23 protein-coding genes are annotated in these 23,766 nt (G+C 64.5%); 11 read left to right on the top strand and 12 right to left on the bottom strand.

What is annotated here, in order from left to right; all coding sequences use genetic code 11:
• Positions 1-35 precede the first annotated feature (35 nt).
• Positions 36-2,531, top strand: a complete 2,496-nt coding sequence (locus AB4097_RS10525) for a glucose/quinate/shikimate family membrane-bound PQQ-dependent dehydrogenase (protein ID WP_442039219.1) — start codon at positions 36-38, stop codon at positions 2,529-2,531.
• A gap of 96 nt (positions 2,532-2,627) precedes the next feature.
• On the opposite strand, the gene AB4097_RS10520 is transcribed toward AB4097_RS10525, so the two are convergent.
• Positions 2,628-3,662, bottom strand: coding sequence for a hemerythrin domain-containing protein (locus tag AB4097_RS10520; RefSeq protein WP_442039217.1), 1,035 nt, complete (start codon positions 3,660-3,662; stop codon positions 2,628-2,630).
• Positions 3,663-3,865: 203 nt separating this feature from the next.
• Between AB4097_RS10520 and AB4097_RS10515 the strand changes: the two genes are divergently transcribed.
• On the top strand, positions 3,866-4,873 hold the full coding sequence (locus tag AB4097_RS10515; protein WP_442039215.1) for a threo-3-hydroxy-L-aspartate ammonia-lyase: 1,008 nt from the start codon (positions 3,866-3,868) through the stop codon (positions 4,871-4,873).
• 128 nt (positions 4,874-5,001) lie between these two features.
• On the opposite strand, the gene AB4097_RS10510 is transcribed toward AB4097_RS10515, so the two are convergent.
• Positions 5,002-5,685: a hypothetical protein gene (locus AB4097_RS10510; RefSeq protein WP_442039213.1), complete on the bottom strand. Its 684-nt coding sequence runs from the start codon at positions 5,683-5,685 to the stop codon at positions 5,002-5,004.
• Positions 5,686-5,748: 63 nt separating this feature from the next.
• Positions 5,749-6,531 (bottom strand): class I SAM-dependent methyltransferase, encoded by a 783-nt coding sequence (locus AB4097_RS10505; RefSeq protein WP_442039211.1) that lies wholly within the window; start codon positions 6,529-6,531, stop codon positions 5,749-5,751.
• Positions 6,532-6,738: 207 nt separating this feature from the next.
• Here AB4097_RS10505 and AB4097_RS10500 point away from each other — a divergent pair, with 207 nt between their 5' ends.
• From AB4097_RS10500 to AB4097_RS10490, 3 genes are read left to right on the top strand one after another with little or no spacing between them, the layout of a single operon-like run.
• Positions 6,739-7,875 (top strand): ABC transporter substrate-binding protein, encoded by a 1,137-nt coding sequence (locus tag AB4097_RS10500; protein WP_442039209.1) that lies wholly within the window; start codon positions 6,739-6,741, stop codon positions 7,873-7,875.
• Positions 7,876-7,903: 28 nt separating this feature from the next.
• Positions 7,904-8,944, top strand: coding sequence for a FecCD family ABC transporter permease (locus AB4097_RS10495; protein WP_442039239.1), 1,041 nt, complete (start codon positions 7,904-7,906; stop codon positions 8,942-8,944).
• The gene (locus AB4097_RS10490) at positions 8,938-9,708 is read left to right on the top strand and encodes an ABC transporter ATP-binding protein (RefSeq protein ID WP_442039207.1); all 771 of its coding nucleotides are present in this window, start codon (positions 8,938-8,940) and stop codon (positions 9,706-9,708) included. The genes AB4097_RS10495 and AB4097_RS10490 overlap by 7 nt, the downstream gene beginning before the upstream one ends.
• A 150-nt stretch (positions 9,709-9,858) precedes the next feature.
• Here the strand turns inward: AB4097_RS10490 and AB4097_RS10485 are convergent, their stop codons facing one another.
• Positions 9,859-10,101 (bottom strand): DUF6894 family protein, encoded by a 243-nt coding sequence (locus AB4097_RS10485; RefSeq protein ID WP_442039205.1) that lies wholly within the window; start codon positions 10,099-10,101, stop codon positions 9,859-9,861.
• 80 nt (positions 10,102-10,181) lie between these two features.
• Positions 10,182-10,853, bottom strand: coding sequence for a Crp/Fnr family transcriptional regulator (locus AB4097_RS10480; RefSeq protein ID WP_442039203.1), 672 nt, complete (start codon positions 10,851-10,853; stop codon positions 10,182-10,184).
• Positions 10,854-11,137: 284 nt separating this feature from the next.
• On the opposite strand from AB4097_RS10480, the gene AB4097_RS10475 reads away from it, so the two are divergent.
• From AB4097_RS10475 to AB4097_RS10460, 4 genes are all read left to right on the top strand, one after another.
• Complete coding sequence (locus tag AB4097_RS10475; RefSeq protein ID WP_442039201.1) at positions 11,138-11,404, top strand: DUF7696 family protein; 267 nt, start codon at positions 11,138-11,140, stop codon at positions 11,402-11,404.
• Positions 11,405-11,848: 444 nt separating this feature from the next.
• Positions 11,849-12,208, top strand: coding sequence for a hypothetical protein (locus AB4097_RS10470; RefSeq protein WP_442039199.1), 360 nt, complete (start codon positions 11,849-11,851; stop codon positions 12,206-12,208).
• A gap of 142 nt (positions 12,209-12,350) precedes the next feature.
• Positions 12,351-15,011 (top strand): bifunctional lysylphosphatidylglycerol flippase/synthetase MprF, encoded by a 2,661-nt coding sequence (mprF, locus tag AB4097_RS10465; RefSeq protein WP_442039197.1) that lies wholly within the window; start codon positions 12,351-12,353, stop codon positions 15,009-15,011.
• Positions 15,008-16,402: a virulence factor family protein gene (locus AB4097_RS10460; RefSeq protein WP_442039195.1), complete on the top strand. Its 1,395-nt coding sequence runs from the start codon at positions 15,008-15,010 to the stop codon at positions 16,400-16,402. Before mprF ends, AB4097_RS10460 begins: the two co-directional genes overlap by 4 nt.
• A gap of 30 nt (positions 16,403-16,432) precedes the next feature.
• Here the strand turns inward: AB4097_RS10460 and AB4097_RS10455 are convergent, their stop codons facing one another.
• Positions 16,433-16,696, bottom strand: coding sequence for a hypothetical protein (locus AB4097_RS10455; RefSeq protein WP_442039193.1), 264 nt, complete (start codon positions 16,694-16,696; stop codon positions 16,433-16,435).
• Positions 16,697-16,830: 134 nt separating this feature from the next.
• On the bottom strand, positions 16,831-17,073 hold the full coding sequence (locus AB4097_RS10450) for a DUF3297 family protein (protein ID WP_442039191.1): 243 nt from the start codon (positions 17,071-17,073) through the stop codon (positions 16,831-16,833).
• 279 nt (positions 17,074-17,352) lie between these two features.
• On the opposite strand from AB4097_RS10450, the gene kynA reads away from it, so the two are divergent.
• Both kynA and AB4097_RS10440 read left to right on the top strand, forming a co-directional pair.
• Positions 17,353-18,183, top strand: a complete 831-nt coding sequence (gene kynA, locus AB4097_RS10445; protein WP_442039189.1) for a tryptophan 2,3-dioxygenase — start codon at positions 17,353-17,355, stop codon at positions 18,181-18,183.
• 15 nt (positions 18,184-18,198) lie between these two features.
• The gene (locus tag AB4097_RS10440; protein ID WP_442039187.1) at positions 18,199-19,392 is read left to right on the top strand and encodes an aminotransferase class V-fold PLP-dependent enzyme; all 1,194 of its coding nucleotides are present in this window, start codon (positions 18,199-18,201) and stop codon (positions 19,390-19,392) included.
• A 40-nt stretch (positions 19,393-19,432) separates the two neighbouring features.
• Here AB4097_RS10440 and AB4097_RS10435 read toward each other — a convergent pair whose 3' ends face one another.
• The 5 genes from AB4097_RS10435 to AB4097_RS10415 form a co-directional block, all read right to left on the bottom strand.
• A complete protein-coding gene (locus tag AB4097_RS10435; RefSeq protein WP_442039185.1) occupies positions 19,433-20,005 on the bottom strand; it encodes an HdeD family acid-resistance protein in 573 nt (190 codons plus the stop codon).
• Positions 20,006-20,033: 28 nt separating this feature from the next.
• Positions 20,034-20,591: a DUF1269 domain-containing protein gene (locus AB4097_RS10430; protein ID WP_442039183.1), complete on the bottom strand. Its 558-nt coding sequence runs from the start codon at positions 20,589-20,591 to the stop codon at positions 20,034-20,036.
• A gap of 217 nt (positions 20,592-20,808) precedes the next feature.
• Positions 20,809-21,747 (bottom strand): D-alanyl-D-alanine carboxypeptidase family protein, encoded by a 939-nt coding sequence (locus tag AB4097_RS10425; protein WP_442039181.1) that lies wholly within the window; start codon positions 21,745-21,747, stop codon positions 20,809-20,811.
• A 112-nt stretch (positions 21,748-21,859) separates the two neighbouring features.
• Complete coding sequence (locus AB4097_RS10420; RefSeq protein WP_442039179.1) at positions 21,860-22,102, bottom strand: hypothetical protein; 243 nt, start codon at positions 22,100-22,102, stop codon at positions 21,860-21,862.
• 188 nt (positions 22,103-22,290) lie between these two features.
• Positions 22,291-23,469, bottom strand: coding sequence for an NAD(P)/FAD-dependent oxidoreductase (locus AB4097_RS10415; RefSeq protein ID WP_442039177.1), 1,179 nt, complete (start codon positions 23,467-23,469; stop codon positions 22,291-22,293).
• Between the last annotated feature and the right edge of the window lie 297 nt (positions 23,470-23,766).

Below are 23,766 nucleotides of genomic sequence, written 5' to 3'. Positions count from 1 at the left end.
TGCCGTTGGAAGCCGAACGTCCGGAGGAGTGAGACATGCCTGATGTGAGACGCAGCCCCGTTCTCGTCATCGCTGCCATTCTCTCGCTTCTGATCGGATTGGCTCTCGCCGTCGGCGGCGTGTGGCTGATCACGCTCGGCGGCTCCTGGTTCTACATGATCGCGGCCATCGGCTTCCTGCTCACGGGCGTCCTTCTGCTCGCGCAAAAGCCCGCCGCCTTGTGGGTCTACGCGTTCGTCACCGCCGGCACCCTCGGGTGGGCCTTATGGGAAGTGGGCCTTCACTGGTGGCCTCTCGCGGCGCGCGGCGATGTGGTGTTTCTCCTCGGACTGCTGCTGCTCACGCCCTGGGTGACGCGCAGCCTCGCCGATCGCCCCGCAGCTCCGACAACGGACCATGATGCGACGGCACGCCGCGTCTCCGCCTTCCGGGGTGCAGGATTGCCGCTGACCGGCGTGCTCGCCGTTGCGCTTGTGGTCGCGGTGGCCTCGTGGTTCAACGATCCCACGCGCATTGAAGGCACGGCACCCGGGCCGCGAGCGGATGTGCCCGACGACGCTCTCGGCGTTCCGCCCGGCGAATGGCATGCCTATGGACGCACGGCCTATGGGCAGCGCTACTCGCCGCTCAATCAGATCACGCCGGCGAACGTGGCCAATCTTCAGGAGGCGTGGACCTATCGCACCGGCGACGTGCGGGGACGGCCCGGCGATCCGGAAGAGACCACGTTCCAGGTGACGCCGCTCAAATTCGGCAATCGGCTCTATCTCTGCACGCCGCATCAATCCATCATCGCCCTCGACGACGCGACCGGAAAGGAAGTCTGGCGCTACGATCCGAAGATCCGGGGCAAGCTCGCCCTTCAGCATCTGACCTGCCGTGGTCTCTCCTATTATCGCGGCAACGGTGCGGCCGCGTCGGCGGCACCTCCGGACCCTGCGCCTGCGGCGAATGCCTCGGCCGTTCCCGACCTGCCGGTGGCGGCGAACGAACGGCAGGCGGCCGACAACTGCCCGACGAAGCTCTTCATGCCCACCGCCGACGGGCGCCTGATCGCCCTCAACCCGGAAAACGGCGACATTTGCACCGCCTTCGGCGGCGGCACGGGCCAGATCAACCTCTGGGCCAACATGCCCAACGTGAACCCGGGCGCCTATTACTCCACATCGCCGCCGGCCATCGTCCGCAACCTCATCATCGTCGGCGGCACGGTGCTCGACAACGTGTCCACGAGCGAGCAATCCGGCGTCATCCGCGCCTTCGACGTGAATACCGGCGCCCTGGTGTGGAACTGGGATTCGGGCAGGCCGGACGTAACCACGCCGCTGGCACCGGGCGAAACATACGTGCCGAACTCGCCCAATTCCTGGTCGATCTCCAGCGTCGACGAAGCCCTGGGGATGGTCTACGTGCCCCTTGGCAATCAGCCCCCGGACCAATGGGGCGGCAACCGCAGCGCCAATGTGGACCGTTTCTCGTCCTCGGTCGTGGCCCTCGATATCACGACCGGCCAGGTGCGTTGGGTCTTCCAGACCGTGCATCACGACCTGTGGGATTACGACGTTCCCTCGCAGCCGAGCCTGATCGACCTGACCATCGGCGGCCAGACGGTGCCGGCACTTGTACAGCCGACCAAGCAGGGCGAACTCTACGTGCTCGACCGGCGCACGGGCCAGCCTGTCCTGCCGGTGACGGAAAAACCCGCCCCGCAGGGCGCCGCCCCCGGCGACCGCACCTCCCCGACGCAGCCCGTCTCCGCCCTCTCCTACGACCCGCCGCCGCTCGCCGAGCGCGACATGTGGGGCGCGACGATGTTCGATCAGCTCGCCTGCCGCATCGCGTTCAAGAAGCTGCGCTACGAAGGCCGCTACACGCCGCCTTCGCTTCAGGGCAGCCTGATCTATCCGGGCAATTTCGGCGTGTTCAACTGGGGCAGCATCGCGGTCGATCCGGAGCGGCAGATCGCCTTCACCACGCCGACCTACTTGGCCTTCGTGTCGCAGCTCGTGCCGCGCCAGAACGACAAGACGCTCTATGTGCAGGGAGAGAACCGGCCCGAGGGCAGCCTGCCGGCGCTGAACGAGAATTTCGGCGCGCCGTTTGCCGTGAAGCTCTCGGCCTTCACGTCGGTGCTCGGCATCCCCTGCCAGGCGCCGCCCTGGGGCTATGTGGCGGCGGCCGATCTCACCACCGGCAAGATCCTCTGGAAGCACAAGAACGGCACGGTGCGCGATGCGTCTCCGATCCCGCTCCCCTTCCCCATGGGCGTTCCCAATCTCGGCGGGCCGATGATGACGGCGAGCGGCGTCGCGTTCCTGTCCGGTACCATCGACTACTTCGTACGCGCCTATGACGTGTCCAACGGCAATCAGCTCTGGGAATCCCGGCTCCCGGCCGGCGGACAGGCGACGCCCATGACCTATACGGGATCCGACGGACGGCAATACCTGCTCGTGGTGGCGGGCGGCCACGGCTCGCTCGGCACCAAGGCGGGCGATTACGTGATCGCCTATGCCCTGCCGAAAACCTGACTGGGGACATGCGCGCTCCTCATGAAACAATCATTGGACCCGAAAGTGCATGTCTACTTTCGGGTCCAATGCTTTAGGCGATAAGGCAGGATGCCGTTACTGCCCGTCGCGCTTCAACGAGCCCGACTCCGTACCACCGGTCTGGGCGCCGCCGGTGCCGACGGCGCCCGTGGAGGCGGCTGGGCCACCTGCGGGAAGCGTTCCGCCCGGCTGCAGCGGCGTCGAAAGGCCTGAGGGCGCGCGCGGCGGCTGAGCGGAGGAGAACCAATTATCGTCCGAGGGACTTCCGCCCGCGGCAGGAGCTGCGCCGCCCCCTGCCCCGTGAAGCAGCGCCTCGTCGCCCGCGGCCGATCCCGCCGGGCGGCCCGACGATACGCCCGGGCCGGTGCCTCCGCCCGCCGCCCGATAGGTCCGCGCGCCGGAGGATGCCTGCCCCATGCCGCCGCGCCGGGATCCTTCCAGGCTACGGTCGATCACGCCGCGATCGAGCGGAAATGGGGGCTGGGGGCGCCGGGGGGCCGCATGCAGCGGTCTGTTCTGCCGCGAGCCGGCACTGCCGGACCGGGTCATGTTCCACAGCAGCGCGCCGGCTCCGATGGCGGCAAGTCCCGCCAGCACACCGAACACCGTTCCGGTCGGGAGCCCGTAGCGGCTCGGCATCATGGCTTGCGGCATGTGCCAGCGCTCGGCCTCGTAGGACGCGATGCGCTCACGCTCGTACTGCCGCCACAGGTGCTTGAGCTCGTCCGGCGAGAAGGCTCCGCGGGCGACGATCATGACGCCGTTTTCCTCGAGCGTGAAAGCGTGCCGGATCGATGCGGTGAGTTCCTTGAAGTCGGCGGCCCAATCGGCGCTGTTCTTGTCGGGACGTGCGGCGAGCCGGTCGAGTTCGCGCAGGATCTCCTCCTGCTTGCTCTCGAGATCGGACAGATAGGCGGCCGTGCGCTCATGGGAGGACAGGGCCGGATAGAGCACGTTCTGCTGCGCTGCGAAGTGTCGCTCCAGTTCATCACGAAGGTCGGCGAAGAGTTCGGCGCGGCTGTTCGGCCCGCTGCCCGTGGCGCGCAGCACCTCGCGGCAGAGTTCCTCGATATTCGCGTGATCCGCCACTACCATCTGCCACAATTCCATGAGAGGCCTCCTGTCATGCGGTAATATCCATGAACGGCCGGAACGGATGGGCTGTTCCGCCTGGCGACGGTCTTCGGCCTGACTTAACCCCGAAAACCTCCCGGCTCTCGAAAAAGCCCCAAAGGTGACAAGGATTATGCAAGGTTGATATGAAAGGAAGCGAAGCCGTGCCTTGAATGCTTCGCCCAAAACGTGAGTGACCGATGAGCGTGCCGACCCCGCAGAATTCCGAACCCGCCTCTCCCGCCACGGTGAGCCTGCCGACTTACGAGGATGTCGCAGCGGCCGCGCGGCGCATCGACGGGGTGGCCCATCGAACGCCGGTTCTCACGTCCCGCACGGCCGATGAGCGCACAGGCGGCAAGCTGTTCTTCAAGGCGGAGAATTTCCAGCGTGGCGGCGCCTTCAAGTTTCGCGGCGCCTACAATGCCATCGCGCGCCTGTCCCCCGAGGCGAAGAAGCGCGGTGTCGTGGCGTTTTCCTCCGGCAACCATGCCCAGGCCATTGCTTATGCCGGGCAGCTGCAGGAAGTACCGACCGTCATCATCATGCCGCAGGATGCGCCGGCCATGAAGGTCGCGGCCACCAAGGGCTACGGCGGCGAGGTCGTGCTCTACGACCGCTACAAGGAAGATCGCGAAGCCATCGGCCGCAAGCTTTCGCAGGAGCGCGGCCTGACCCTCATTCCGCCCTACGATCATGAGGGCGTGATCGCCGGCCAGGGCACGGCGACGAAGGAGCTGATCGAGGAGGTTGGCCCGCTCGACATGCTTCTCGTCTGCGTCGGCGGCGGCGGATTGCTGGCGGGCTCGGCGCTCGCCTCCAAGGCGCTCTCGCCCGATTGCCGGATCTACGGCGTCGAGCCGGAAGCCGGCAACGATGCGCAGCAATCCTTCCGCACGGGCTCCATCGTTCGGATCCCGGTGCCGGCCACCATCGCCGACGGCGCGCAGACGACCTATGTCGGCAACAAGACGTTTCCCATCATGCGCGCCCTCGCCGAGGACATTCTCACCGTGTCGGACACGCAGCTCGTGGACACCATGCGCTTCTTCGTCGAGCGCATGAAGATCGTGGTCGAGCCCACCGGCTGTCTTGCGGCCGCGGCCGCCCTCCACGGCATCGTGCCCTGCAAGGACAAGCGCGTCGGCATCATCATCAGCGGCGGCAACGTGGACCCGCGCGCGCTGGCGGGCTTCCTGGCGGGGTAGAGTTCACTACGCTTATTCATTGTCATTCCCGGCCGGAGTGCAGCGGAGGGGAAGGGGATCCACGATCAGGCGAAACGCCATGGATCCCCTTCCCTCGCTTCGCTCGCCGGGGATGACATTCTCACATGTCACGGCCCCACACGCACCACGACCGCAATGCCGTCGTGATCGCCGGTCGTGAGCTTCGGGTCGCCGATCAGCGCGTTGCCGAGATCGACGAAGCGGCTCACCTTGAAATCGGTGCTGCGGTCGAGGCGCTGCGTGAAATCGTCCCGCGCCCGGTTGAAAGAGCCGAAGCGATGGCCCGGATCGCGGAACGGGTCGACCTCCTCGCGGCTGAAGGCCGCGATGAAGAGATAGCCCTGCTCGAATGCATGCGGGCCGAAGACGCGGCCGTGGTTGTTGTTGACCTCGAAGACATCGTTGGAGAACGCATCGTCCCTGCCCTGCGGCAGCTGCGCGTAGAGCCGCCCGGCGATGGAGCCCTGATAGCCTGTCGAATGGCCGAAGCGGATCGGATAACCGGCGCGGGCGGCGGCGGCCAGAAGCCGTTCCTTGGCGTCATCGACACTCGAAGCGCCCTGATCGACGATGATGACGTTGATCGGCTCGCGCAGATTCTTGCCCTCATAGATTTCGCCGAGCCAGTCGGACGGCACGCCCTGCGCGGTCAGCATCCATTTCCCGACTGCCGGCAGGCCTTCAGGGGTCGCGACATCGACGTCGGGCCGCTCCTGTGGCCGTGCCTCGAACGGGCTTGCACCCGTCAGGACGGCGCAAGCGACAAGAATTTCGGTCAGCCTTCGTGCCATGGACCTTCTCCCGCTGCAGTGCGCATCAGGAGACCATGATCCTACGGATCATGCCACGACTTTTCAGGTGGAGGCCTTCACGGCAAGAACGGCGTAACGATGCTGCGTCGCCCGCTCGAGCCCCCTGAGCAGCGGCAGGTTCTTCGCCTGCTGACGATGGATCTGCTTGAGATCCTGATCGATGATGGTTTGCGCGAAACCCGCCTCGCGCAGCAGCCCGGCGACCTCCTGCGCCCGTGCGCCCTTGGAGAAGTAGACCCGGCTCAGGATGCGCTCATGGGTCTCGCGCATGGCATTGGGCGCATGGGCTGCTCCGGCAAGGCCCGGCACCAGCTTCTCGACGAAACGGATCATCCGTTTGACGAGGGTATCAGAGACAAAATCGCCGTCGACGATGAGAAGCCGCCCGCCCGGCTTGAGCAGCGAATGCCATTCCCGGAACGCGGCTTTCGGATCGACGAGCGTCCAGACGAGGTGGCGGGTGACGAGCACGTCGTAGCTCTCCGGCTTTTCCAGGGTGCGCTCGGCATCGCCCATGATGAAGCGAATGTCGGCATTGTTCCTGGCCGCTTTGGATCGCGCCTGGCTCAGCATCGCCTCCGACCAGTCGAGACCCGTGACGTTGAACCCGAGGCCGTGCAGCAGATGGGAAATCACGCCTGTGCCGCTGGCGAGATCGAGCGCCCGCCTCCCGTCGCCGGGTCCGAGATGCCGCAGGAAAAGATCGCGCCATGCCTGCCGTTCCGCCTCCGAGAAGATCTCGTGCCCGACCTGCTGGTCGAAGGTCGCAGCGCGCAGGGACCAATAGTCACGGATCTCGTCCCGGAGGGTGTAATTCGCGGTCATCGAGGGCTCACGGATGCAGCTGATTTCGACGCTCCTCTATGACCAAAACCGATAGACGTCAAATTATAATGACTATAAACTATAGAATAGAACGATTTTAAACTGGCTCGAATACATTTTAATTAAAGTAATTCTAAAAGATATTGCTTGCCTGCCGTCGAGCAAGGACATAGGAACCGCCTGCTTTTCCTTGAAACGAGGCGCGTCATGCAACTCTCCCAACTGGCTCTCGGTGCCGTCCTGGCGCTCGCCGGGCTTCTGCCCTCTTCCTCCCATGCCGCCGACAAGATCACGGTGACCGACATCACGGGCCGCAAGGTTGAAGTCAAAGCGCCTGTCGAGAAGGTCATTCTCGGTGAGGGGCGCCAGATGTACTTCGTGGCGACCCTCGACACGGACCAGCCCTTCAAGCGCGTGGTCGGCTGGCGCGACGATCTGCAGAAGGCGGATCTCGACGGCTACAAGGACTACCTCGCCAAGTATCCGCAGATCGACAAGATCCCGACCTTCGGCGGCTTCAAGGAAGGCACCTTCGACGTGGAGCAGGCCGTCTCGCTCAAGCCCGACGTGATCCTCCTCAACATCGAGGCGAAGACCGCGACCGACGACGCCAAGCTCATCGAGAAGCTCGCCAAGATCGACATCCCGGTGGTCTTCGTCGACTTCCGCGAGAAGCCGTTCGAGAACACGGACGCGAGCATGCGCCTCATCGGCAAGCTGTTCGGCAGGGAAGCGCGGGCGGAAGAGTTCATCACGTTCCGCAAAGCACAGATCGATCTCGTGACGGAACGCCTCGCCAAGGCCAATCCGCCGAAGCCGGTGGTGATGGTCGAGCGCGCGGCCGGTTATTCCGACGATTGCTGCATGTCCTTCGGCAACGAGAACTTCGGCAAGTTCGTGGAAGTCGCGGGCGGCCAGAACCTCGCCGCCAAGATCATCCCCGGAACGTTCGGCGTGGTGAATCCCGAGCAGATCATCGCGGCCAATCCCGATCAGGTCATCGTCACCGGCTCGAATTGGGAACTCTACGTTCCGGGCGGCGCCTGGGTCGGCGTCGGGTCCGCCGCGGACAAGGCGAAAGCGCGCGACAAGCTCGCCGCTCTGATGAAGCGTCCCGCCTATACGGGCGTGAAGGCCGTGCGCGACAATCAGGTCCACGCCATCTGGCACCAATTTTACAACAGCCCCTACCAGTTCGTCGCCATCCAGGCGATGGCGAAGTGGCTGCACCCGGATCTGTTCAAGGATCTCGATCCCGAGGCGACCATGAAGACCCTCTACGAGCGCTTCCTGCCCGTTCCCTACAAGACCGGATACTGGGTCTCCCTCGCGGACAAGGAGTAAGCCCTTGGCTCACTCGCCCGCCATCGCCATGCCGAAGGGACGCGGTGCCTACCGCGTCCTCGTGCAGCGCAAGAAGCTCGTGCTTCTTGCCATGACCCTCGTCCTGGTCCTCTCCGTCATCGCGGATCTGGGGCTGGGGCCGGCCCGCTACACCATGCGCGAGGTCGTTCTGGCGCTCTTGGGCTCGCCCGACGTGTCGCTGCAGACGAGCGTGGTGATCTGGGACATCCGCATGCCGGTGGCGCTCATGGCCGTCGTCGTGGGAGCCGCGCTGTCGGCCGCGGGCGCGCAGATGCAGACGATCCTCAACAACCCGCTCGCGAGTCCCTTCACGCTCGGCATCTCGGCGGCGGCGAGCTTCGGTGCCTCGATCGCGCTCGTCTTCGGTGTCGGCATCCTGCCCTGGGCCATCGACTACGTGGTGTCGATCAACGCCCTGCTCATGGCCATGGCGGCGGCACTCTTCATCCACTTCATGAGCCAGAAGCGCGGCGTCACCGTCGAGACCATCGTGCTCCTCGGCATCACCCTCGTGTTCACCTTCAACGCGCTTCTCGCGCTGGTGCAGTATCTCGCCTCCGAGCAGGCGCTCGCCGCCGTGGTGTTCTGGACCATGGGCAGCCTCACCCGCGCCACTTGGCCGAAGCTTGCGATCACCACCGCCGTGGTGGCGATCTCGCTTCCCCTTTTCATGCGCCGCGCCTGGGCCCTCACCGCGCTTCGCCTCGGCGACGACAAGGCCGCGAGCTTCGGCGTCAACGTGCGCTGGCTGCGTCTCGAGACGATGATGATCATCAGCCTGCTCGCCGCCGTGCCCGTCGCCTTCGTGGGCACCATCGGGTTCATCGGATTGGTGGGACCGCACATCGCGCGCATGCTCGTGGGCGAGGATCAGCGCTATTTCCTGCCGGCCTCGGTCCTCTCCGGCGCGACGATCATGTCGCTGACCTCCGTCATCAGCAAATCCATCGTGCCGGGAACGATCTTTCCCATCGGCATCATCACGGCCCTCGTGGGCGTGCCGTTCCTCTTCAGCCTGATCATGTCCAGCCGGAGGCGCTCATGGTAGCGAGCCTACAACTCACCGATGTCGGTGTGCGCTACGGCAAGCAGGAGGTGCTCGCCGGCGTCACCACCCCGGTGCTGAAGGGCGGCGAGGTCACCGCCGTGATCGGTCCGAATGCCGCCGGCAAGTCGAGCCTGTTCCGGCGCATCGCAGGCCTCCTCGATGGCCCCGGAAGCATTCGCATCGACGGCGCGGCCGCCCTGCCCGACTCCGGCCATGTCTGCTACATGCCGCAGGACACCTCGGTGAAAACGGTGCTGACCGTCTACGAGTCGATCCTGCTCGCCCGCAAGCAGGGAACCGCCCGCAAGGTCACCGACGAGGACCTCGAAGAGGTCGACCGGGTTCTCTGCGACCTGCAGATCGAACCCATTTCCTTCAAAGGGCTGCACGAACTCAGCGGCGGACAACGACAGCTGGTCTCGCTCGCCCAGGTCCTGGTCCGCGATCCGAAGATCCTGCTCCTCGACGAGCCGACGAGCGCGCTGGACCTGCACCGCCAGGTGGAAGTGCTGGCCCTGATCCGCTCACTCGCCAAGGATCGCGGCATCTGCGTGATCCTTGCGATCCATGATCTGAACCAAGTCCTACGCGTGGCGGATCGGGTGATGGTGATCGATGCCGGCACCATGGTGAGCTGCGGGCCGGTGGACACGGTGATCACCTCCACCCTGCTTCAGACCATCTACAAGGTGGAAGGGCGCATCGAGCAATGCTCCCGTTTCTGTCCTCACGTGATCATCGACGGGCCGCTCGCGCGAATGTGACCCCGAAACCGAAATCCGCTCGTTCTGGAGCCGGCTCATCGAAGAATATTCTCGAAGCTAGAGCATTTTTCGGCAAAGTGGATCCGGTTCGTCGTCAAAAAATGCGGCAAAGCAAAGAAGATAGCTGGTTCCACGCAAGGGGAAACAGCTCTATGTCTTCGGCTGCCGCTCGACTTTCATCGATGCCGTCACGGTGCAGACATGACGGTTGCCGGCATCGCGAACCTCGATGACGATATCGCTGAAATCCCCCCTGGCCAAACGGTTCTGGCCGATCTCGGTAGTCGACCGCGCAGCCGCCTGCACGGCCGCATCGTCGCTCTCGAACTCCGAGCCGTCGTCATCGCGTAGAAGTTGTGCCCCATCGTGGACGTCGAAATAGTATCGGGCCACGTCAATCTCCTTCCGGTAGATATGACGCCTTATCCGCAGGGCAGTTTCAGGGCAGACGAAGAAAACTGCATCTGGATTCCCTACGATGGGCAGACGGGCGGATAGGAACGGGGCAACAGGCGCCGGTAAGTCCGTCTTGTCCGATCATAGCATTCGCAAGTGATCTCTTCGAGTCCGGAACGATCCGCCACGACAATGCCGCCGCGCTGCTGCGCGATCAGGCCCTGCCTCTGAAACGCGCGCAGGACAGTGCTGATCGTGGAGCGCTGAACCCCCAGAAACTCCGCCAGTTCGGCATGGGTCAGGGGCAGGACATCCTCGTCGATCCTGTCACGTGCACTCAGGATCCAGTTGCCGCAGCGGGCCTCCACCGTATGAACGGCATGGCAGGAGATGGTCTGAAACGTCTGCGCCAGCAGCGCCTCGGTATAACTCAGGACGAGCCGACGCAGCTTCGGCCGGACCCGGATGGCTTCATGCATCCATTCGGTGGCGATCCGAGAGGCGGTTCCTGGAACCTGCACCTGATAACGTCCGAAGGACTCGCGGGAAACGATCGCGCTGATCAGGCCGAACATCCCCTCTCGCCCGAAGGAGGCTACCTCGACGAACTGGCCTTCCTCCATGACATTGATCAGGCCTATGATGGCATCATGCGGGAAGTAGGTGTAGCTGATGAGATCCCCGGCTTTGTAAAGCACTGTGTCCTTCGGCAGGATGACGATCTCGAGATGAGGCTCGAGGTAAGCCATATCGTCCGGCTCCAGAGCTCCCAGAAGCCAGTTGCTATGGTGAAACGAGGACGGTTTCCTGGATCGGATGATACATCTCCCCGGCTGCACATCGATTCCCCAACTGCACATAGACGGCTCAGGCTAGACTATGGGTTGCAGGCCTGCGGTGCGTCCGAGCACATCCGGTGTCCCACTCCCGCGAGAGCGCGTCCTGCGGCCCTCTTCACGAGCCTCACCGGGAAGATGCGCCGGCTCGCGAAGCCGAAAGCCTTTGTTCACCGCTGCATGCCATAACGGCCGCCATGACCTATTCCCGCGACACCGTAGCTACCTCCGAACTGACCGGCCAGACTGTCAATACCTGGTCCGAGGAATGGCGGATCGAGACGGAGGCGCGCACCGTCCTGAAGATGTCCAAACAGGAACGGGATGCCTTCTTCAACGGCCGGAAGGACGAGAACGGAAAGACCATCGACCGCGGGGTAATCGGCATCCGTGGCCCGAAGGCCGTCGAAGACATCAAAGCCATGGTGGAGAAGCTGCAGGAGGCCCGCAGCAGGTCCAGGTGACGGACCCTATTCCCAAGATCCAATCTTCTTTAGCAATAAATTGAAAATATAGATATAAATAGAAAAGGGCCGCGCCCAGCCTTATCGGCTGTGTTCGCGGCCCTCAGAACCGTATTTGCCCCTACGGTCAGATCGGCATAAATCATATATATGATGCGCGATCAAGCCAAATCGTTTCGAAATGAACTATCCGGGCGTCAGATTAGCGCACCTGTTCTATTGACACGCCGCATTCAGGCCATGAAATGTCACAATTAAGACAAATTACTCTTTAAATAGATAGGTCTACCGACCTCTTATTTTGCCCCTACGGGTCGGACCTTGGAGCGCCCCCTGCAAAGCGGGCGCTTTCTTTTTGGAAACGGGCCTCGTCTTGTATATGCCCCGATCAGCAACCATTCAGCTTTCATGTGAAATCATCGCATCGGTTTAAGGCGATTGTCCGTGCCCGTGCACCGTATCCTGTTGGCCCTCGTTCAGCCTCTGCTGGCCCTCCTGCTGATCGCAGGAACGGCGCAGGCGCAGCCATGCTTCCTCGAGGACCGGGATCGGAACGGGGCCGTTGAGCGCACATTGAGCCTGACCGGTGACGTCATCGCTCCGCTGCTCGACGATTTCGCGGTCCGCCCCCAGGGCCCGGCCAGCGGGAGCGATCACGATTCAGGTCCGATCCTGCCCGCCGGCGCGCCGGCGATCGTTCTCGATCAGGCCCGCCTGATCAGGGTGGGGCGCGTCGCCCATCCTACCGCACCGCCTTCGCACAGGCCCTGCGCCGCCCCGCCCACCGGTCCACCTCTCGTCTGAGCCTGCCGCCGCCCGCGACCTCGCGTGCGTCAGCGCCCCCATGTGCCGCCATCGCACATTCCCTGCCCATGCCTTGACCGATCGTCGAAGCATCCGGGTGCCGGGATGACAGGCACCCTCAGACCGTCAGACGAGATCTCCCATGCCCACCAACGCTCTTCGAGCCGCCAAGGTGAATCCTGCCGCCGAACCGCAGCAGCCGCCCACATCCATCAGCCCCGTGGCAGCCGCTCCTCCGTCGCGCCGCCCTCGGCTTCTGCGATGGGTCCCGCTCCTCGCCGCCCTGGCGGGATGCGCCGGCTTGGCGGCCCTGCTCATCGAGCTCTTGTCCGGCCTCGATGTCTCGGCCGTTGCCGAAAGCGCCCTCGGCACGCCCTCGCCCCTCATCGGCCTGTCTCTCCTCTGCGCGGCCATGAGCTATGCCGCCCTTGTCGGATACGATGTGTTCGGCGTTCGCGCGGCGACGGCCAAGCCGGTGCCGCTGAAGACCATCGCCCTCGGATCCTTCTCCAGCTATGCCATCGGCCATACTCTCGGCTTTCCCCTTGTGACGGCGGGCGCCGTGCGCTGGCGGATCTATGGCGGCGCCGGCCTGACCCTGGCCGAGGTCGCGAAGCTCACCGCCGTCGCCGCCATGACCCTCTGGGTCGGCATGGCGGGCGTTCTCGGGCTCAGTGCCGCTTCCCAACCGCAGGCCCTTGCCGCGCTGGACCATCTGCCCGCCGGCCTCAATCAGGGCATCGGCGCGACCTTGCTGGCCGGCCTCGCCGCCTACTGGGCGTGGAGCCGCAAGGGCGGCCGGGAGATCGGCCGGGGCGATATCCGCGTCCGGCTTCCGGGCGGATCGGCCGCACTCATCCAGATCGGTCTCGGCCTGACCGACATCTGCGCGGCCGCCGCGGCCCTGTGGGTGCTCCTTCCCGGCGACGTCGGCATCGGATTTCCGCCCTTTGCCGCCGTCTTCGCCAGCGCGATCCTATTGGCCGTCGTCAGCCATGTTCCGGCCGGGCTCGGCGCCTTCGAGGCGGCGATCCTGCTCGCCTTCCCACAGGCACCCACGGCCGAGCTTCTGTCGGCCATTCTCGTCTGGCGCCTGACCTACACGCTGATCCCGTTCCTGTTCGCCGTGGTGCTGGTCGCCGTCCACGAGATCAGGCACTCGGATGCGCGCCTCACGCAATGGATCAGGCGTGTCAGGCGGCTCGTCCTGCCCTTTGTGCCCACGGCGCTTGCAGCCCTGACGTTCATCGGCGGCCTCGTGCTTCTTACCTCCGGCGCCCTCCCCAACGATTATTCGCGCGTGCGCGCCCTGCGACATCTCGTGCCCCTGCCCTTCGCGGAGGTCTCGCACCTCGTCGGGAGCGCGGTCGGCGTCATGCTCCTCATTCTGTCCCGCGGCCTGATGCGCCGCCTGTCGGGCGCCTGGACCCTCTCCGTCGTCCTGATCGGAGCCGGGATCGTGGTGTCGCTGGCGAAAGGCTTCGACTGGGAGGAAGCGCTCGTTCTCTGCGGCGTTCTCACTCTCCTCCTGACCCATCGATCCGCCTTCTACCGCAAGGCCGGCATCTTCGCGGAACCGTTGGAGCCGCGGTGGCTGGTGGCCATATCCCTCATCGTCGGCTGCAGTGTGTGGCTCGGCTTCACGGCGTTTCACGACGTGGATTACAGCCATGACCTGTGGTGGGAGTTCAACTGGCACGACGATGCGTCCCGCTTCCTGCGCAGCAGCCTCGGCGCGATCATCATCGGGGCGGCCCTGTCGCTCTATGCGATGGTCCATCGCCAGCCCGGCCTGTGCAGGGTCGATCCCGTCATGGCAAACGCGATCACGCCGGCCCTGGCCCATGCGGAGCGGGCCGATGCGCATCTCGCACTCCTGGAGGACAAGCGCTTCCTCTTCCATGAATCCGGCGAGGCCTTCCTGATGTATGCCGTTCGCGGCAAGAGCTGGATCGCCATGGGCGATCCGATCGGGAGGCCCGAGCATGCGGCCGACCTCATGTGGCAGTTCCTCGAGGAGGTCGACCGGCATGCGGGCTGGCCCGTGTTCTACCAGGTCAGCCCCACCCATCTGCCCCTCTACCTCGATGGCGGCCTGTCGCTCGTGAAGCTCGGCGAAGAAGCCCATGTGGACCTCGATGCCTTCACGACCGAAGGCAAGGCCGGCAAGGACTGGCGCGCGGCGCTCAACCGCGCCAAGCGGGAGAACCTGGAATTCGCGATCCTGCCCGCGGCCGAAGTACCCGCCCATCTCGCCGAGCTCAAAGGTGTCTCCGATGCCTGGCTGGCGGAACGCGGCGCGGGCGAGAAGGGATTCTCCATCGGCTTCTGGTCGGAGCGCTACCTGTCGCATTTCGACGTCGCGGTCGTCTGCCGCGAGGGCCGCATCGTGGCCTTCGCCAATATCTGGTACGGCCAGCCCGGCGGCGAGATCACCGTCGACCTGATGCGCTACCTGCCGAATGTGTCCGGCATCATGGACCTGCTTTTCGTCAGCCTCATGCAGGAAGGCAAGGCGCGGGGCTACCGCTGGTTCAACCTGGGCATGGCGCCGCTCTCCGGCCTCTCCGACCATCGTCTCGCCCCAAACTGGCACAAGATCGCAGCCTTCGTCGCCCGTAACGGCGAGCGGTTCTACGGCTTCAAGGGACTGAGGGCCTACAAGGAAAAGTTCGGCCCGGTCTGGGAGCCGCGCTATCTCGCCAGCCCCGGCGGATGGGCGTTGCCTCAGATCCTGCTCGATGTGACGAACCTGATTTCGGGCAACCAGGCGAGAACCATCAGCAAGGGAGCCAGATCATGAAGCCCCTTAAGGTCCTGACGGTCGTCACGGCTCTTGCTGCCTTCGTGACCGGCAGTGTTCTGCTCGGCCGGTCGGCCTGGTCCGCCCTGATGCCGCCGACCATCGCCACGACGACGATCAACGTGGATGAATTCGGCCCCGTGGACATCGTCCAGGCCGAGGGTCATCGTCCCCGTGGGCTGGTCATCCTCGCAGCGAATGAAGCCGATGCGGACAAGCGCCGGGAGGATGCCCTCGCGCTGGCGAAGGCCGACCTCATTGCTGTCTCCTTCAACTTCGACGCCCTGCGTGCGGAGCTGGCCAAGTCACCCTCGACCGACGAGTGTCACTACGTCTCGGACGATATGAAGGATCTGGCTCAGGCGGTGCAGCGCAAGCTCGGACTCGGGCGCTATTTCTTCCCGGTGATCGCCGGACGCGGCGACGGCGCGGCCTTCGCCTACGCGGCCCTGGCCCAGGCACCGGTCAACACCCTCGGCGGCGCCATCGGGCTCGGCTTCAAGCCTCTGCTGAAAACCGACAGAACCTATTGCTTCGATCCCAAGCTCGAACCGGCAAGCGACGGATACTTCGCCTTGCGCCGCATCCCCGACATGCCTGCCTCCTGGCGGGCGGTTGCTCCCGAGCGCGAGCGCCAAGGCATCGAAACCTTCCAGGGAAGCGACGGCGACGTGGCGTTCGTGCCGGCCGAAGACGATGCAGCGACCCGTCAAGCGCTGGTCGATAACGCCCTCGAGTTGGGGAAAACCGGCGAGCGGGGCGCTTCGCAATTGCCCGTCTCGATCATCAGGCCCGAAGGCCCCGTGAAGGGGCTGGCCCTGATCATCTCGGGGGATGGCGGGTGGCGGGATATCGACAAGTCCATCGGCGAATGGCTGTCGCAAAAGGGCATTGCCGTCGTGGGGCTGGATTCGCTGCGCTACTTCTGGTCCAAGAAAAGTCCGAAGGACGTCGCGTCCGATCTCGCTCTGCTCTTCGACCATTACGGCGCCGAATTCGGCACCGATCATTACGCGATCGTCGGCTTCTCGTTCGGATCCGACATCATGCCCGACGTGTGGCCCGAGCTGCCGAGAGCCGTCAAGGATCACGTCGGTCTCGTGTCGCTCCTGGCCCTCGGCACCAATGCCGATTTCGAGGTGACCGTGGAGGGCTTCATCGGCACACCCTCCGCCGAGAGCCGGCCGTTGGCTCCTCTCCTGCATCAATTGCCGCTGGACAGGACCCAGTGCATCTACGGCCGCGAGGAGGCCGAGGACAACGAAACCTCGTGCACGGCCCCCGAACTCGGCGACGCGCAGCGGCTCGCCCTGGAGGGCGGACATCACTTCGACGGGGATTACGGCAAAGCCGCGGAGGCGATCTGGACGCGAATGAACCCTACGCCGTGAGATCACCGGATGGGCAAGGCCACTTGCCCATCATGACGATCCTTCCGGCGCGAAGAAGCAGATGATCGCCCGTGTGGCGGGCTCTTCGCAGAGGTGGAATTTCGCGTCGGGAGACGCTTTGGCATAATCCCGGCCGATGAGCCGCCCGTCCCAGAGCCTCCAGCCCTGGGGCGTCTCTGTCACGGTATCGCCCCGGTCTTCCCTCAGCTCGCGGCAATCCTGGTCGCTGCAGCACCAGACAGGGTACCAGCTATGCGCCAAGGCCGGCGCGCTGAGGAGCCAGCCAGCAACCATCAGGATCGTTCGCCGCCGGCCCAAGGCCATCCAGGACAAGCCTTTCCCGGGGGCTCCCCCCGATCGACAAGCTTATCCTTGAAGTTGGCGCGCAAGGCACGGCGCGTCCAGCCCTCAGCTCCTGCCCGGGAGCATTACTCCTGGGCCTGAAGGTAAGGCTCGACCTTGCCCTTGAGCTTGATGGTCATGGGATTGCCGAACCGGTCCTTGGCGTTGCCCGCAGTCACCCGGACCCAGCCCTCGCTGACGCAGTATTCGTCCACATTGGTCTTCTCGGCCCCGTTGAAGCGGATCCCCACCCCCTTGGCGAGCAACTCCTCATTGTAATAGGGGCTGTTCGGGTTCGAGGACAGGCGGTCGGGAAGCGTGTCGGTCATGCGCAGGTTTCTCCAGGCTGGGTCGTTTGCGGCGGCAACCTACCCTCTCGGGACGCGAAAGCCAATTCCAGCGCATCGTGCGGAAAAGTGGTCACGGTTTTCCGCATGAACGATGCGCTCTTCAAAGAGCGGAGCATCGGATGGATCTCAAAAGGGCAAGTCCACTTTTGGGCCCGATGCTCTAGCCCCTTGACGTGACAAGCCGGTTGTAATGTCCTACTTTCGTTGAATGACTCTAAGGTAACAATAATCCGCCACGAAGCGGAGCAGTTCAGGGAGATGGCGTTGTCCGCAGCGACAGATGGGATTCATACCGACTTTTCCGAAGGCATGAGCTATGGGGACTATCTCCGGCTCGACACTCTCCTCTCCGCCCAATCTCCCCTGACAGCCGAACACGACGAACTCCTGTTCATCACCATCCACCAGGTGATGGAACTCTGGCTGAAGCTCCTGAACCGGGAGCTCGACACGGCACTCGCCCATGTCCGGGCCGACGAGCTTCAGCCCGCCTTCAAATGCACCGCACGGATCAACCGGATCCAGGAGCAGCTGATCCAGGCCTGGACCGTGCTCTCCACCATGACGCCCTCCGATTACCTGAGCTTCCGGCCGGCTTTGGGCAAATCCTCCGGCTTCCAGTCCTGGCAGTACCGCCTGGTGGAGTTCAAGCTCGGGGCCAAGGATGCCATCAAGATGGCACCCCACCGCCACCGGAACGATCTCGCGGAGCAGCTCGACGCCGCCTACCGGGCACCGAGCCTCTACGACGAGGCTCTTCGCCTGCTGGCCCGGCGCGGCTACGCGATCCCGGCCGAGGTGCTCGAGCGCGACGTGACGCAGCCCTACACCGCGCATCCCGGCGTCGAAGCCGTCTGGGAGGAGATCTACCGCCATTCGGGCGAACACTTCGATCTTTACGAGCTCGCCGAGGAGCTGGTCGATCTGGAGGACGCTTTCCAGCAATGGCGCTTCCGGCACATGAAGACCGTGGAGCGCATCATCGGCATGCGCAGTGGCACCGGCGGCAGCAGCGGGGTGACCTATCTGCGCAAGGCGCTGGAGCGCTACTTCTTTCCCGAGCTCTGGTCCGTTCGCGGCAAGCTGTGACGAAGGAGATGCGCCATGCTTGACCTTCGCTCGCACTTCTCCCGCTTCCTCAATACCGAACCGGACCGCCTGCATTTTGCGGCCCACAGCCATCATCCCTGGCCGGACGTGACGCGCGACGCGCAACTCCAAGCCTGGGACGATGCATCCCGCCTCATCGACGACAAGTGGGAGCATATGCTCGGCCCTGTTCTCGACGAATATCGCGGCCATGTAGCCGGGCATCTCAATTTGCCGGATCCGTCGACCATCGCGGTGGCGCCCAACACGCATGAATTCCTGAAGCGCATCCTGTCCTGCTTTCCCACGGACCGGCCGATCCGCATCCTGACGTCGGACGGCGAGTTCCACTCCTTCACGCGCCAGATCGCACGGCTGGAGGAGGATCGGCTCGTCGCCGTCACGCGCGTCCCGGCGGAACCCTTCGCGACCTTCGAGGACCGCTTCTACGCCGCCGCGCAGGAAGGCTACGATCTGGTCTTCGTCAGCCAGGTCTTCTTCAATTCTGGCTTCGCGCTGGACGGACGCCATCTCGCGGAATGCAATCGCGACGGCGCGATGATCGTGATCGACGGCTATCACGGCTTCATGGCGCGGCCGACCGATCTCGGCAGCATCGCGGATCGCGTGTTCTACATCGCAGGGGGGTACAAATACGCGATGGCCGGCGAAGGTGCGTGCTTCATGCACTGCCCGCCCGGATGGGGACCGCGCCCGCGCGACACGGGCTGGTACGCCGCTTTCGGCAACCTCACGAATGCGCAGAGCGGACAGGTCGGCTACAGCCAGGACGGCTGGCGCTTCATGGGCTCGACCTTCGATCCCTCGGGTCTTTACCGGTTCAACGCGGTGATGCGCTGGCTCGCCGAGGAAGGCATCACGCCAGGCATCATCAACGCTCATGCCAGGGCCCTGCAGCAGCATTTCCTGCGCAGCATCGGCGGCTCCGCCCTGTTCGAGCAGGCCTCGCTCGTGGTGCCGGCAGACGAGATGCGGCGCGGCAACTTCCTCACCTTTCAAGCTCCCGAAGCGCAAGCGATCCATCGCGACCTCGCGGAGCTGCGCGTGGTCACCGACGTTCGCGGACAACGCCTGCGGATCGGCTTCGGCATCTACCAGACGGAAGAGGAAGTGGACGATCTGGTGCGCCGCATCGACGAGGCGGGCGCGCTCGAATCCCTGCCCGTCAACACATCCTCGGCGGCGTGAGCTTCAAAGGGAGGGGCGGAGCAACCGAAAGGCTGCTTCGCTAACTCATCCGCACCTGCCAGGCGAGATAGGCAATCGCCGTGCCGACGCTGATCAGGTTGATCCCGAGCAGGAATCCCAACAGCCATACGGACGTCACCGGCAGATTGGTCCAGAGGACGAGGGACAGCACGATCCCGACCAAGCCGCTCGCGAGCACCCAGCCCCAATTGGGAAAGGGCCGGATCGTCAGGGCGAAGACGACCTTCGAAATGCCCTCGATCATGAAGAACACGATGAGGAGGAGCGTGATCGTCGTCAGACCTTGCGCCGGATCGCGCAGGAACAGGAAGCCGATCAGCACGGCAAGGCAGATGGAGATCAGCTGCAGCCAGAAATGCGGCACGTGCCGCGCGCTGACGAGGCTGAGCGCCTGCACGAGCCCGCTGATGACCAGGAGCCAGCCGAGGAGAACGATGACCGCCGTCGACGAGAAGACGGGATAGATGATCGCCAGGAAACCGGCTGCGATCAGCAGCACGCCCTCCACGAGATACCACAGCGCATAACGCTTCACCGCATCTCGCATCGCTTCGCGGAAGACCTCCGCGGCGGCGTCCACCGATATGGCCATCGTACCCTCCGGACCGTCGCAGGAGATCCTACACCGCCGAAGCAGCCGCCGCTACGCCCTCGGCCGGACTCGGCGCATGCGCCTTCGACAGGGCGTCCTGGAGCTTTGCCTCCTGTTCCGGCGACAGGGAGGAACGAAGGATGCGCCCCTTGAAGCCCGACAGCTCGGCCAGTACCTTCTCGGGCTGCGATTTACGGATCAGCAGGAACAGGGCGGACGTGTCGGGTTGAAGCGTGTCGCCGATGGATTGGATGAAGCCGTCATCGATGCCGTAATCGATCAGGCTCCCGGACAAGGCTCCCGATCCCGCTCCCACGGCGCCGCCGATGGCGAGGCCAGCGAGCGGATTGAGAAACAGCAGGCCGATGAGGCTACCCCACATCGCCCCGGACAGGCCTCCCGTGGTGGCGCCGAGGCGCACGAGATTCATGCTCTGCTTGATGCGCACGGCCCCATCGGCACCGCGAATAGCCACGACGGCATCTTCGAGATCGATGAGGTATTCTTTCTGCATCCGGGTCAGTTCGGTCAGAACGCGGTCTGCATCGTTCTGGTTGTCGAATCCAACGACTACAAGTTCGGACATGGCACGCCCTCCTCCTGTTGCGCCAACATGCGAAGGGTAATGTGAAACGCTGACGGGTCCATCGGGTATAACCCGGAACGGGGCCGAGAATTGTCATGAGGTCCGGGTGAAAAATTCAGCCTCGGCACAGTTCTCAACGCCCTCCCGCGCCGGCAGGACGGCACGAAGTTGCACTCTGTCGGTAAGGGCAGTCTCGTCGTCGAAGATTGGCGTGAGATCAGCGAAGCGGCTGGGCGTCGCTGCGTTTCGCAACATTTCCAGAGACCTTGGCCTCCAGCCGTGCAGGAGCCTGCCGGCCGCACTTGAACGGGCGCAGGTCGGCGGCGGGCGCCGGCGCCGCGGCCCTCATCGTGCGCAGATTTCCGACGGGTTTCGCCCCATCCGACAGGCCGTTATCGAGGAGTTCCCGCATCACCAGCGTACGCGTCGCCGCGCTGGGCGCCCCGAGGACGACGCCGATGATGCGCCGGTCCCCGCGAAGCGCCGAGACGGCCACGTTGAACCCGGATGCGCAGACATACCCGGTCTTCGACGCCTCGAGCCCCGTATATTCCTCGACCAGCTTGTTGGTGTTCTTCAGCATCCGCCCGTTGACCGTCACGGCCGGCGTCCTCAGAAGATCCAGGTGATCGGCGTGGTAGCTCAGGAGCACCAGCATCAGCAGGGCCATGTCCCGGGCATTGGTCACCTGCCGGTCGTCGTGCAGGCCGGTCGCGTTGACGAACCGGGTGCCGGTCATGCCGAGGCGGCGCGCCTCCGCATTCATCGAGGCGACGAAAGCCTCCTCGCTGCCGCCGATGGCTTCCGCGACAGCCATCGAAACGTCGTTGGCGCTCTTGACCATCATGACCGTGAGCGCGTCCTCGAGCCGGAGGGACGTGCCCGGCGGAAGGCCGAGCTTCGTCGGAGCCTGGGCGGCTGCCTTCGGGCTCAGGACGATGGAGGTATCCATGCTGGCCCGGCCCGTCTCGACGGCGGTGAGCGCGAGGTGCGCCGTCATCATCTTGGTGAGCGAGGCCGGGTGCCAGGAGCGGGTCGCCTCCTGGGCGGCGAGGATGTCGCCAGTCGACGCATCCACCAGCAGCATGGGAGAGGCGCCGGCGGATAGAGGCGTCAGGAGAAGGCCGGCAGCCAGGAGGATCGAGAGCGGCTTCATGCCCGGATCGTTGCCCGAACCGCGGCCTTGCGCAAGCACCCGAGGGCAAAAACGGCCCCGCTCTACCCCTTTCGGGCTGCCGAAGGCCGTTCAGAAGCGGTTCTCGCGCCCGTCAGACCGCCGCTTCCGCCAGCATGAGGACGATGCCGAGCGCGACCAGGATGATGCTGGGCCAGTGGTGTTTGGGATGCAGGGCACGCACCCGCTCCCGGGGTTCGAGCGTCGTGCCGGTCCCCGAGCCCATGCGATGCGGGTCGCTCAGGCGTCCTTTCCAAAGAACCCGACCGGCCGCGAGCACGATCCCGGCGACGATGAGCAGCGCGCCGATCCAGATGAGGATCATGCCCGAATGCATGAAACCCTCCCGATGAGGTTCGACCGGCGGAAGCATAGCACAGGGTCCGGGGAGAACCCAGGCATCGGACCCAAAAGTGGATTTGCACTTTTGGGGCTAATCCGATGCTTTGTTTTGGATGAGAGCATCGTCTTGAGCAAAAACCCGGGTCCACTTTTTTGCACGATGCTCTAGGCATTGAACGGTTTTCAGACCGCCTGCCCGGCGCACCAGCCGGACGACCAGGCCCACTGGAAATTATAGCCGCCGAGCCAGCCCGTGACGTCCACCACCTCGCCGATGAAGTAGAGGCCGGGCACAGCCTTGGCCTCCATGGTCCGGGAATCGAGCTCGCGCGTATCGACGCCGCCGAGCGTCACCTCGGCGGTGCGGTAGCCTTCCGACCCGGCCGGCTTGAAGCGCCAGCGGTTCACGGCCTCGTCGATGGCGCGCAACCTCTTGTCGGAATGATCGGCAAGGTTGGCAGGCCCCTTCTCCGCATCGGCGACCAACTGCGCCAGACGCTTGGGCAGGAAGGCCGACAAGGCGGTCTGAAGGGCCTGCCGCCCGTTCTGCGCGCGGGCGGCGCGCAGTTCCTCGAAGAGGTTCACGCCCGGCAGCAGGGCGAGTTCGATCTCGTCGCCCTCGCGCCAATAGGACGAGATCTGCAGGATCGCGGGGCCGCTCAAGCCGCGATGGGTAAACAGCATGGCCTCGGCAAACGACGTCTTCCGGCAGCTCGCGACCGCATCGACCGACACGCCCGCCAGGGGCGTCAGGCGCTCGAGCATCGTCGGCTCCAGGGTCAGCGGAACCAGCGCTGGCCGCGTCTCGATGATCTTCAAGCCGAATTGCTGCGCCAGATCGTAGCCGAACCCGGTTGCGCCCATCTTCGGAATCGACTTGCCGCCCGTCGCCACCACGACGGAACGGCACTGAACCATCCCCTGCGAAAGCTTCAGGGCAAATCCTTCCGATGTCTTCTCCACGCTTTCGACGGAGGTGGAGAGACGGAGTTCCACATTTGCCTGACGCATCTCGTTCAACAGCAGATCGATGATCTGCTTCGAGGAACCGTCGCAGAAGAGCTGGCCCAGGGTCTTCTCGTGATAGGCGATGCCGTAGCGCTCCACGAGGGCGATGAAGTCGCGCTGCGTGTAGCGGCGCAGTGCCGAAATGGCGAAGCTTGGGTTCTGCGAGATGAAATTGGCCGGCGCCGCGTTGAGATTGGTGAAATTGCAGCGCCCGCCGCCGGAGATGCGGATCTTCTCGCCGGGCTTGGCGGCATGGTCGACGATCAGCACGGACCGGCCGCGCTTGCCGGCTTCCGCCGCGCACATCATCCCGGCGGCACCGGCGCCGATCACCACAACGTCGAACTGATCCAAGAGGGACTTCCTGAAAGAAATTCTTGGCGCCTCGCGCGGAGACGCATGGCGGGCTCAAATTGAGCCCGATGTGAGCCGTTCGTAGTAAACCTATGCGCAAGGCGCAAGTATCGGCGCCTGGCCTCACCACGTCATGGCCGGCCTTGTGCCGGCCATCCCGATGCTTTGAAGCGCCCCGCTTTTCCAATCGAGATCACCGGCACAAGGCCGATGATGACATGCGGGAAGGTGTCCTCTGTCTCACCACGCCGCAGCCGGCAATATTTGCGCCCGCGCTTCCTCCGGCAATTGAAGCGG

This window comes from Microvirga sp. 2MCAF35, assembly GCF_052115545.1.
Lineage (GTDB): Bacteria > Pseudomonadota > Alphaproteobacteria > Rhizobiales > Beijerinckiaceae > Microvirga.
Note: the sequence above shows the minus strand (reverse complement) of the source record. Positions and strands in the feature narration are given on the sequence as shown.

What these genes read in the sequence shown, in the direction of transcription:
- AB4097_RS10525 (WP_442039219.1), top strand. Translation starts at nt 36, where the DNA reads ATGCCTGATGTGAGACGCAGCCCCGTTCTCGTCATCGCTGCCATTCTC.
- AB4097_RS10520 (WP_442039217.1), bottom strand. Translation starts at nt 3,662, where the DNA reads ATGGAATTGTGGCAGATGGTAGTGGCGGATCACGCGAATATCGAGGAA.
- AB4097_RS10515 (WP_442039215.1), top strand. Translation starts at nt 3,866, where the DNA reads ATGAGCGTGCCGACCCCGCAGAATTCCGAACCCGCCTCTCCCGCCACG.
- AB4097_RS10510 (WP_442039213.1), bottom strand. Translation starts at nt 5,685, where the DNA reads ATGGCACGAAGGCTGACCGAAATTCTTGTCGCTTGCGCCGTCCTGACG.
- AB4097_RS10505 (WP_442039211.1), bottom strand. Translation starts at nt 6,531, where the DNA reads ATGACCGCGAATTACACCCTCCGGGACGAGATCCGTGACTATTGGTCC.
- AB4097_RS10500 (WP_442039209.1), top strand. Translation starts at nt 6,739, where the DNA reads ATGCAACTCTCCCAACTGGCTCTCGGTGCCGTCCTGGCGCTCGCCGGG.
- AB4097_RS10495 (WP_442039239.1), top strand. Translation starts at nt 7,904, where the DNA reads ATGCCGAAGGGACGCGGTGCCTACCGCGTCCTCGTGCAGCGCAAGAAG.
- AB4097_RS10490 (WP_442039207.1), top strand. Translation starts at nt 8,938, where the DNA reads ATGGTAGCGAGCCTACAACTCACCGATGTCGGTGTGCGCTACGGCAAG.
- AB4097_RS10480 (WP_442039203.1), bottom strand. Translation starts at nt 10,853, where the DNA reads ATGGCTTACCTCGAGCCTCATCTCGAGATCGTCATCCTGCCGAAGGAC.
- AB4097_RS10475 (WP_442039201.1), top strand. Translation starts at nt 11,138, where the DNA reads ATGACCTATTCCCGCGACACCGTAGCTACCTCCGAACTGACCGGCCAG.
- mprF (WP_442039197.1), top strand. Translation starts at nt 12,351, where the DNA reads ATGCCCACCAACGCTCTTCGAGCCGCCAAGGTGAATCCTGCCGCCGAA.
- AB4097_RS10460 (WP_442039195.1), top strand. Translation starts at nt 15,008, where the DNA reads ATGAAGCCCCTTAAGGTCCTGACGGTCGTCACGGCTCTTGCTGCCTTC.
- AB4097_RS10455 (WP_442039193.1), bottom strand. Translation starts at nt 16,696, where the DNA reads ATGGTTGCTGGCTGGCTCCTCAGCGCGCCGGCCTTGGCGCATAGCTGG.
- AB4097_RS10450 (WP_442039191.1), bottom strand. Translation starts at nt 17,073, where the DNA reads ATGACCGACACGCTTCCCGACCGCCTGTCCTCGAACCCGAACAGCCCC.
- kynA (WP_442039189.1), top strand. Translation starts at nt 17,353, where the DNA reads ATGGCGTTGTCCGCAGCGACAGATGGGATTCATACCGACTTTTCCGAA.
- AB4097_RS10440 (WP_442039187.1), top strand. Translation starts at nt 18,199, where the DNA reads ATGCTTGACCTTCGCTCGCACTTCTCCCGCTTCCTCAATACCGAACCG.
- AB4097_RS10435 (WP_442039185.1), bottom strand. Translation starts at nt 20,005, where the DNA reads ATGGCCATATCGGTGGACGCCGCCGCGGAGGTCTTCCGCGAAGCGATG.
- AB4097_RS10430 (WP_442039183.1), bottom strand. Translation starts at nt 20,591, where the DNA reads ATGTCCGAACTTGTAGTCGTTGGATTCGACAACCAGAACGATGCAGAC.
- AB4097_RS10425 (WP_442039181.1), bottom strand. Translation starts at nt 21,747, where the DNA reads ATGAAGCCGCTCTCGATCCTCCTGGCTGCCGGCCTTCTCCTGACGCCT.
- AB4097_RS10420 (WP_442039179.1), bottom strand. Translation starts at nt 22,102, where the DNA reads ATGCATTCGGGCATGATCCTCATCTGGATCGGCGCGCTGCTCATCGTC.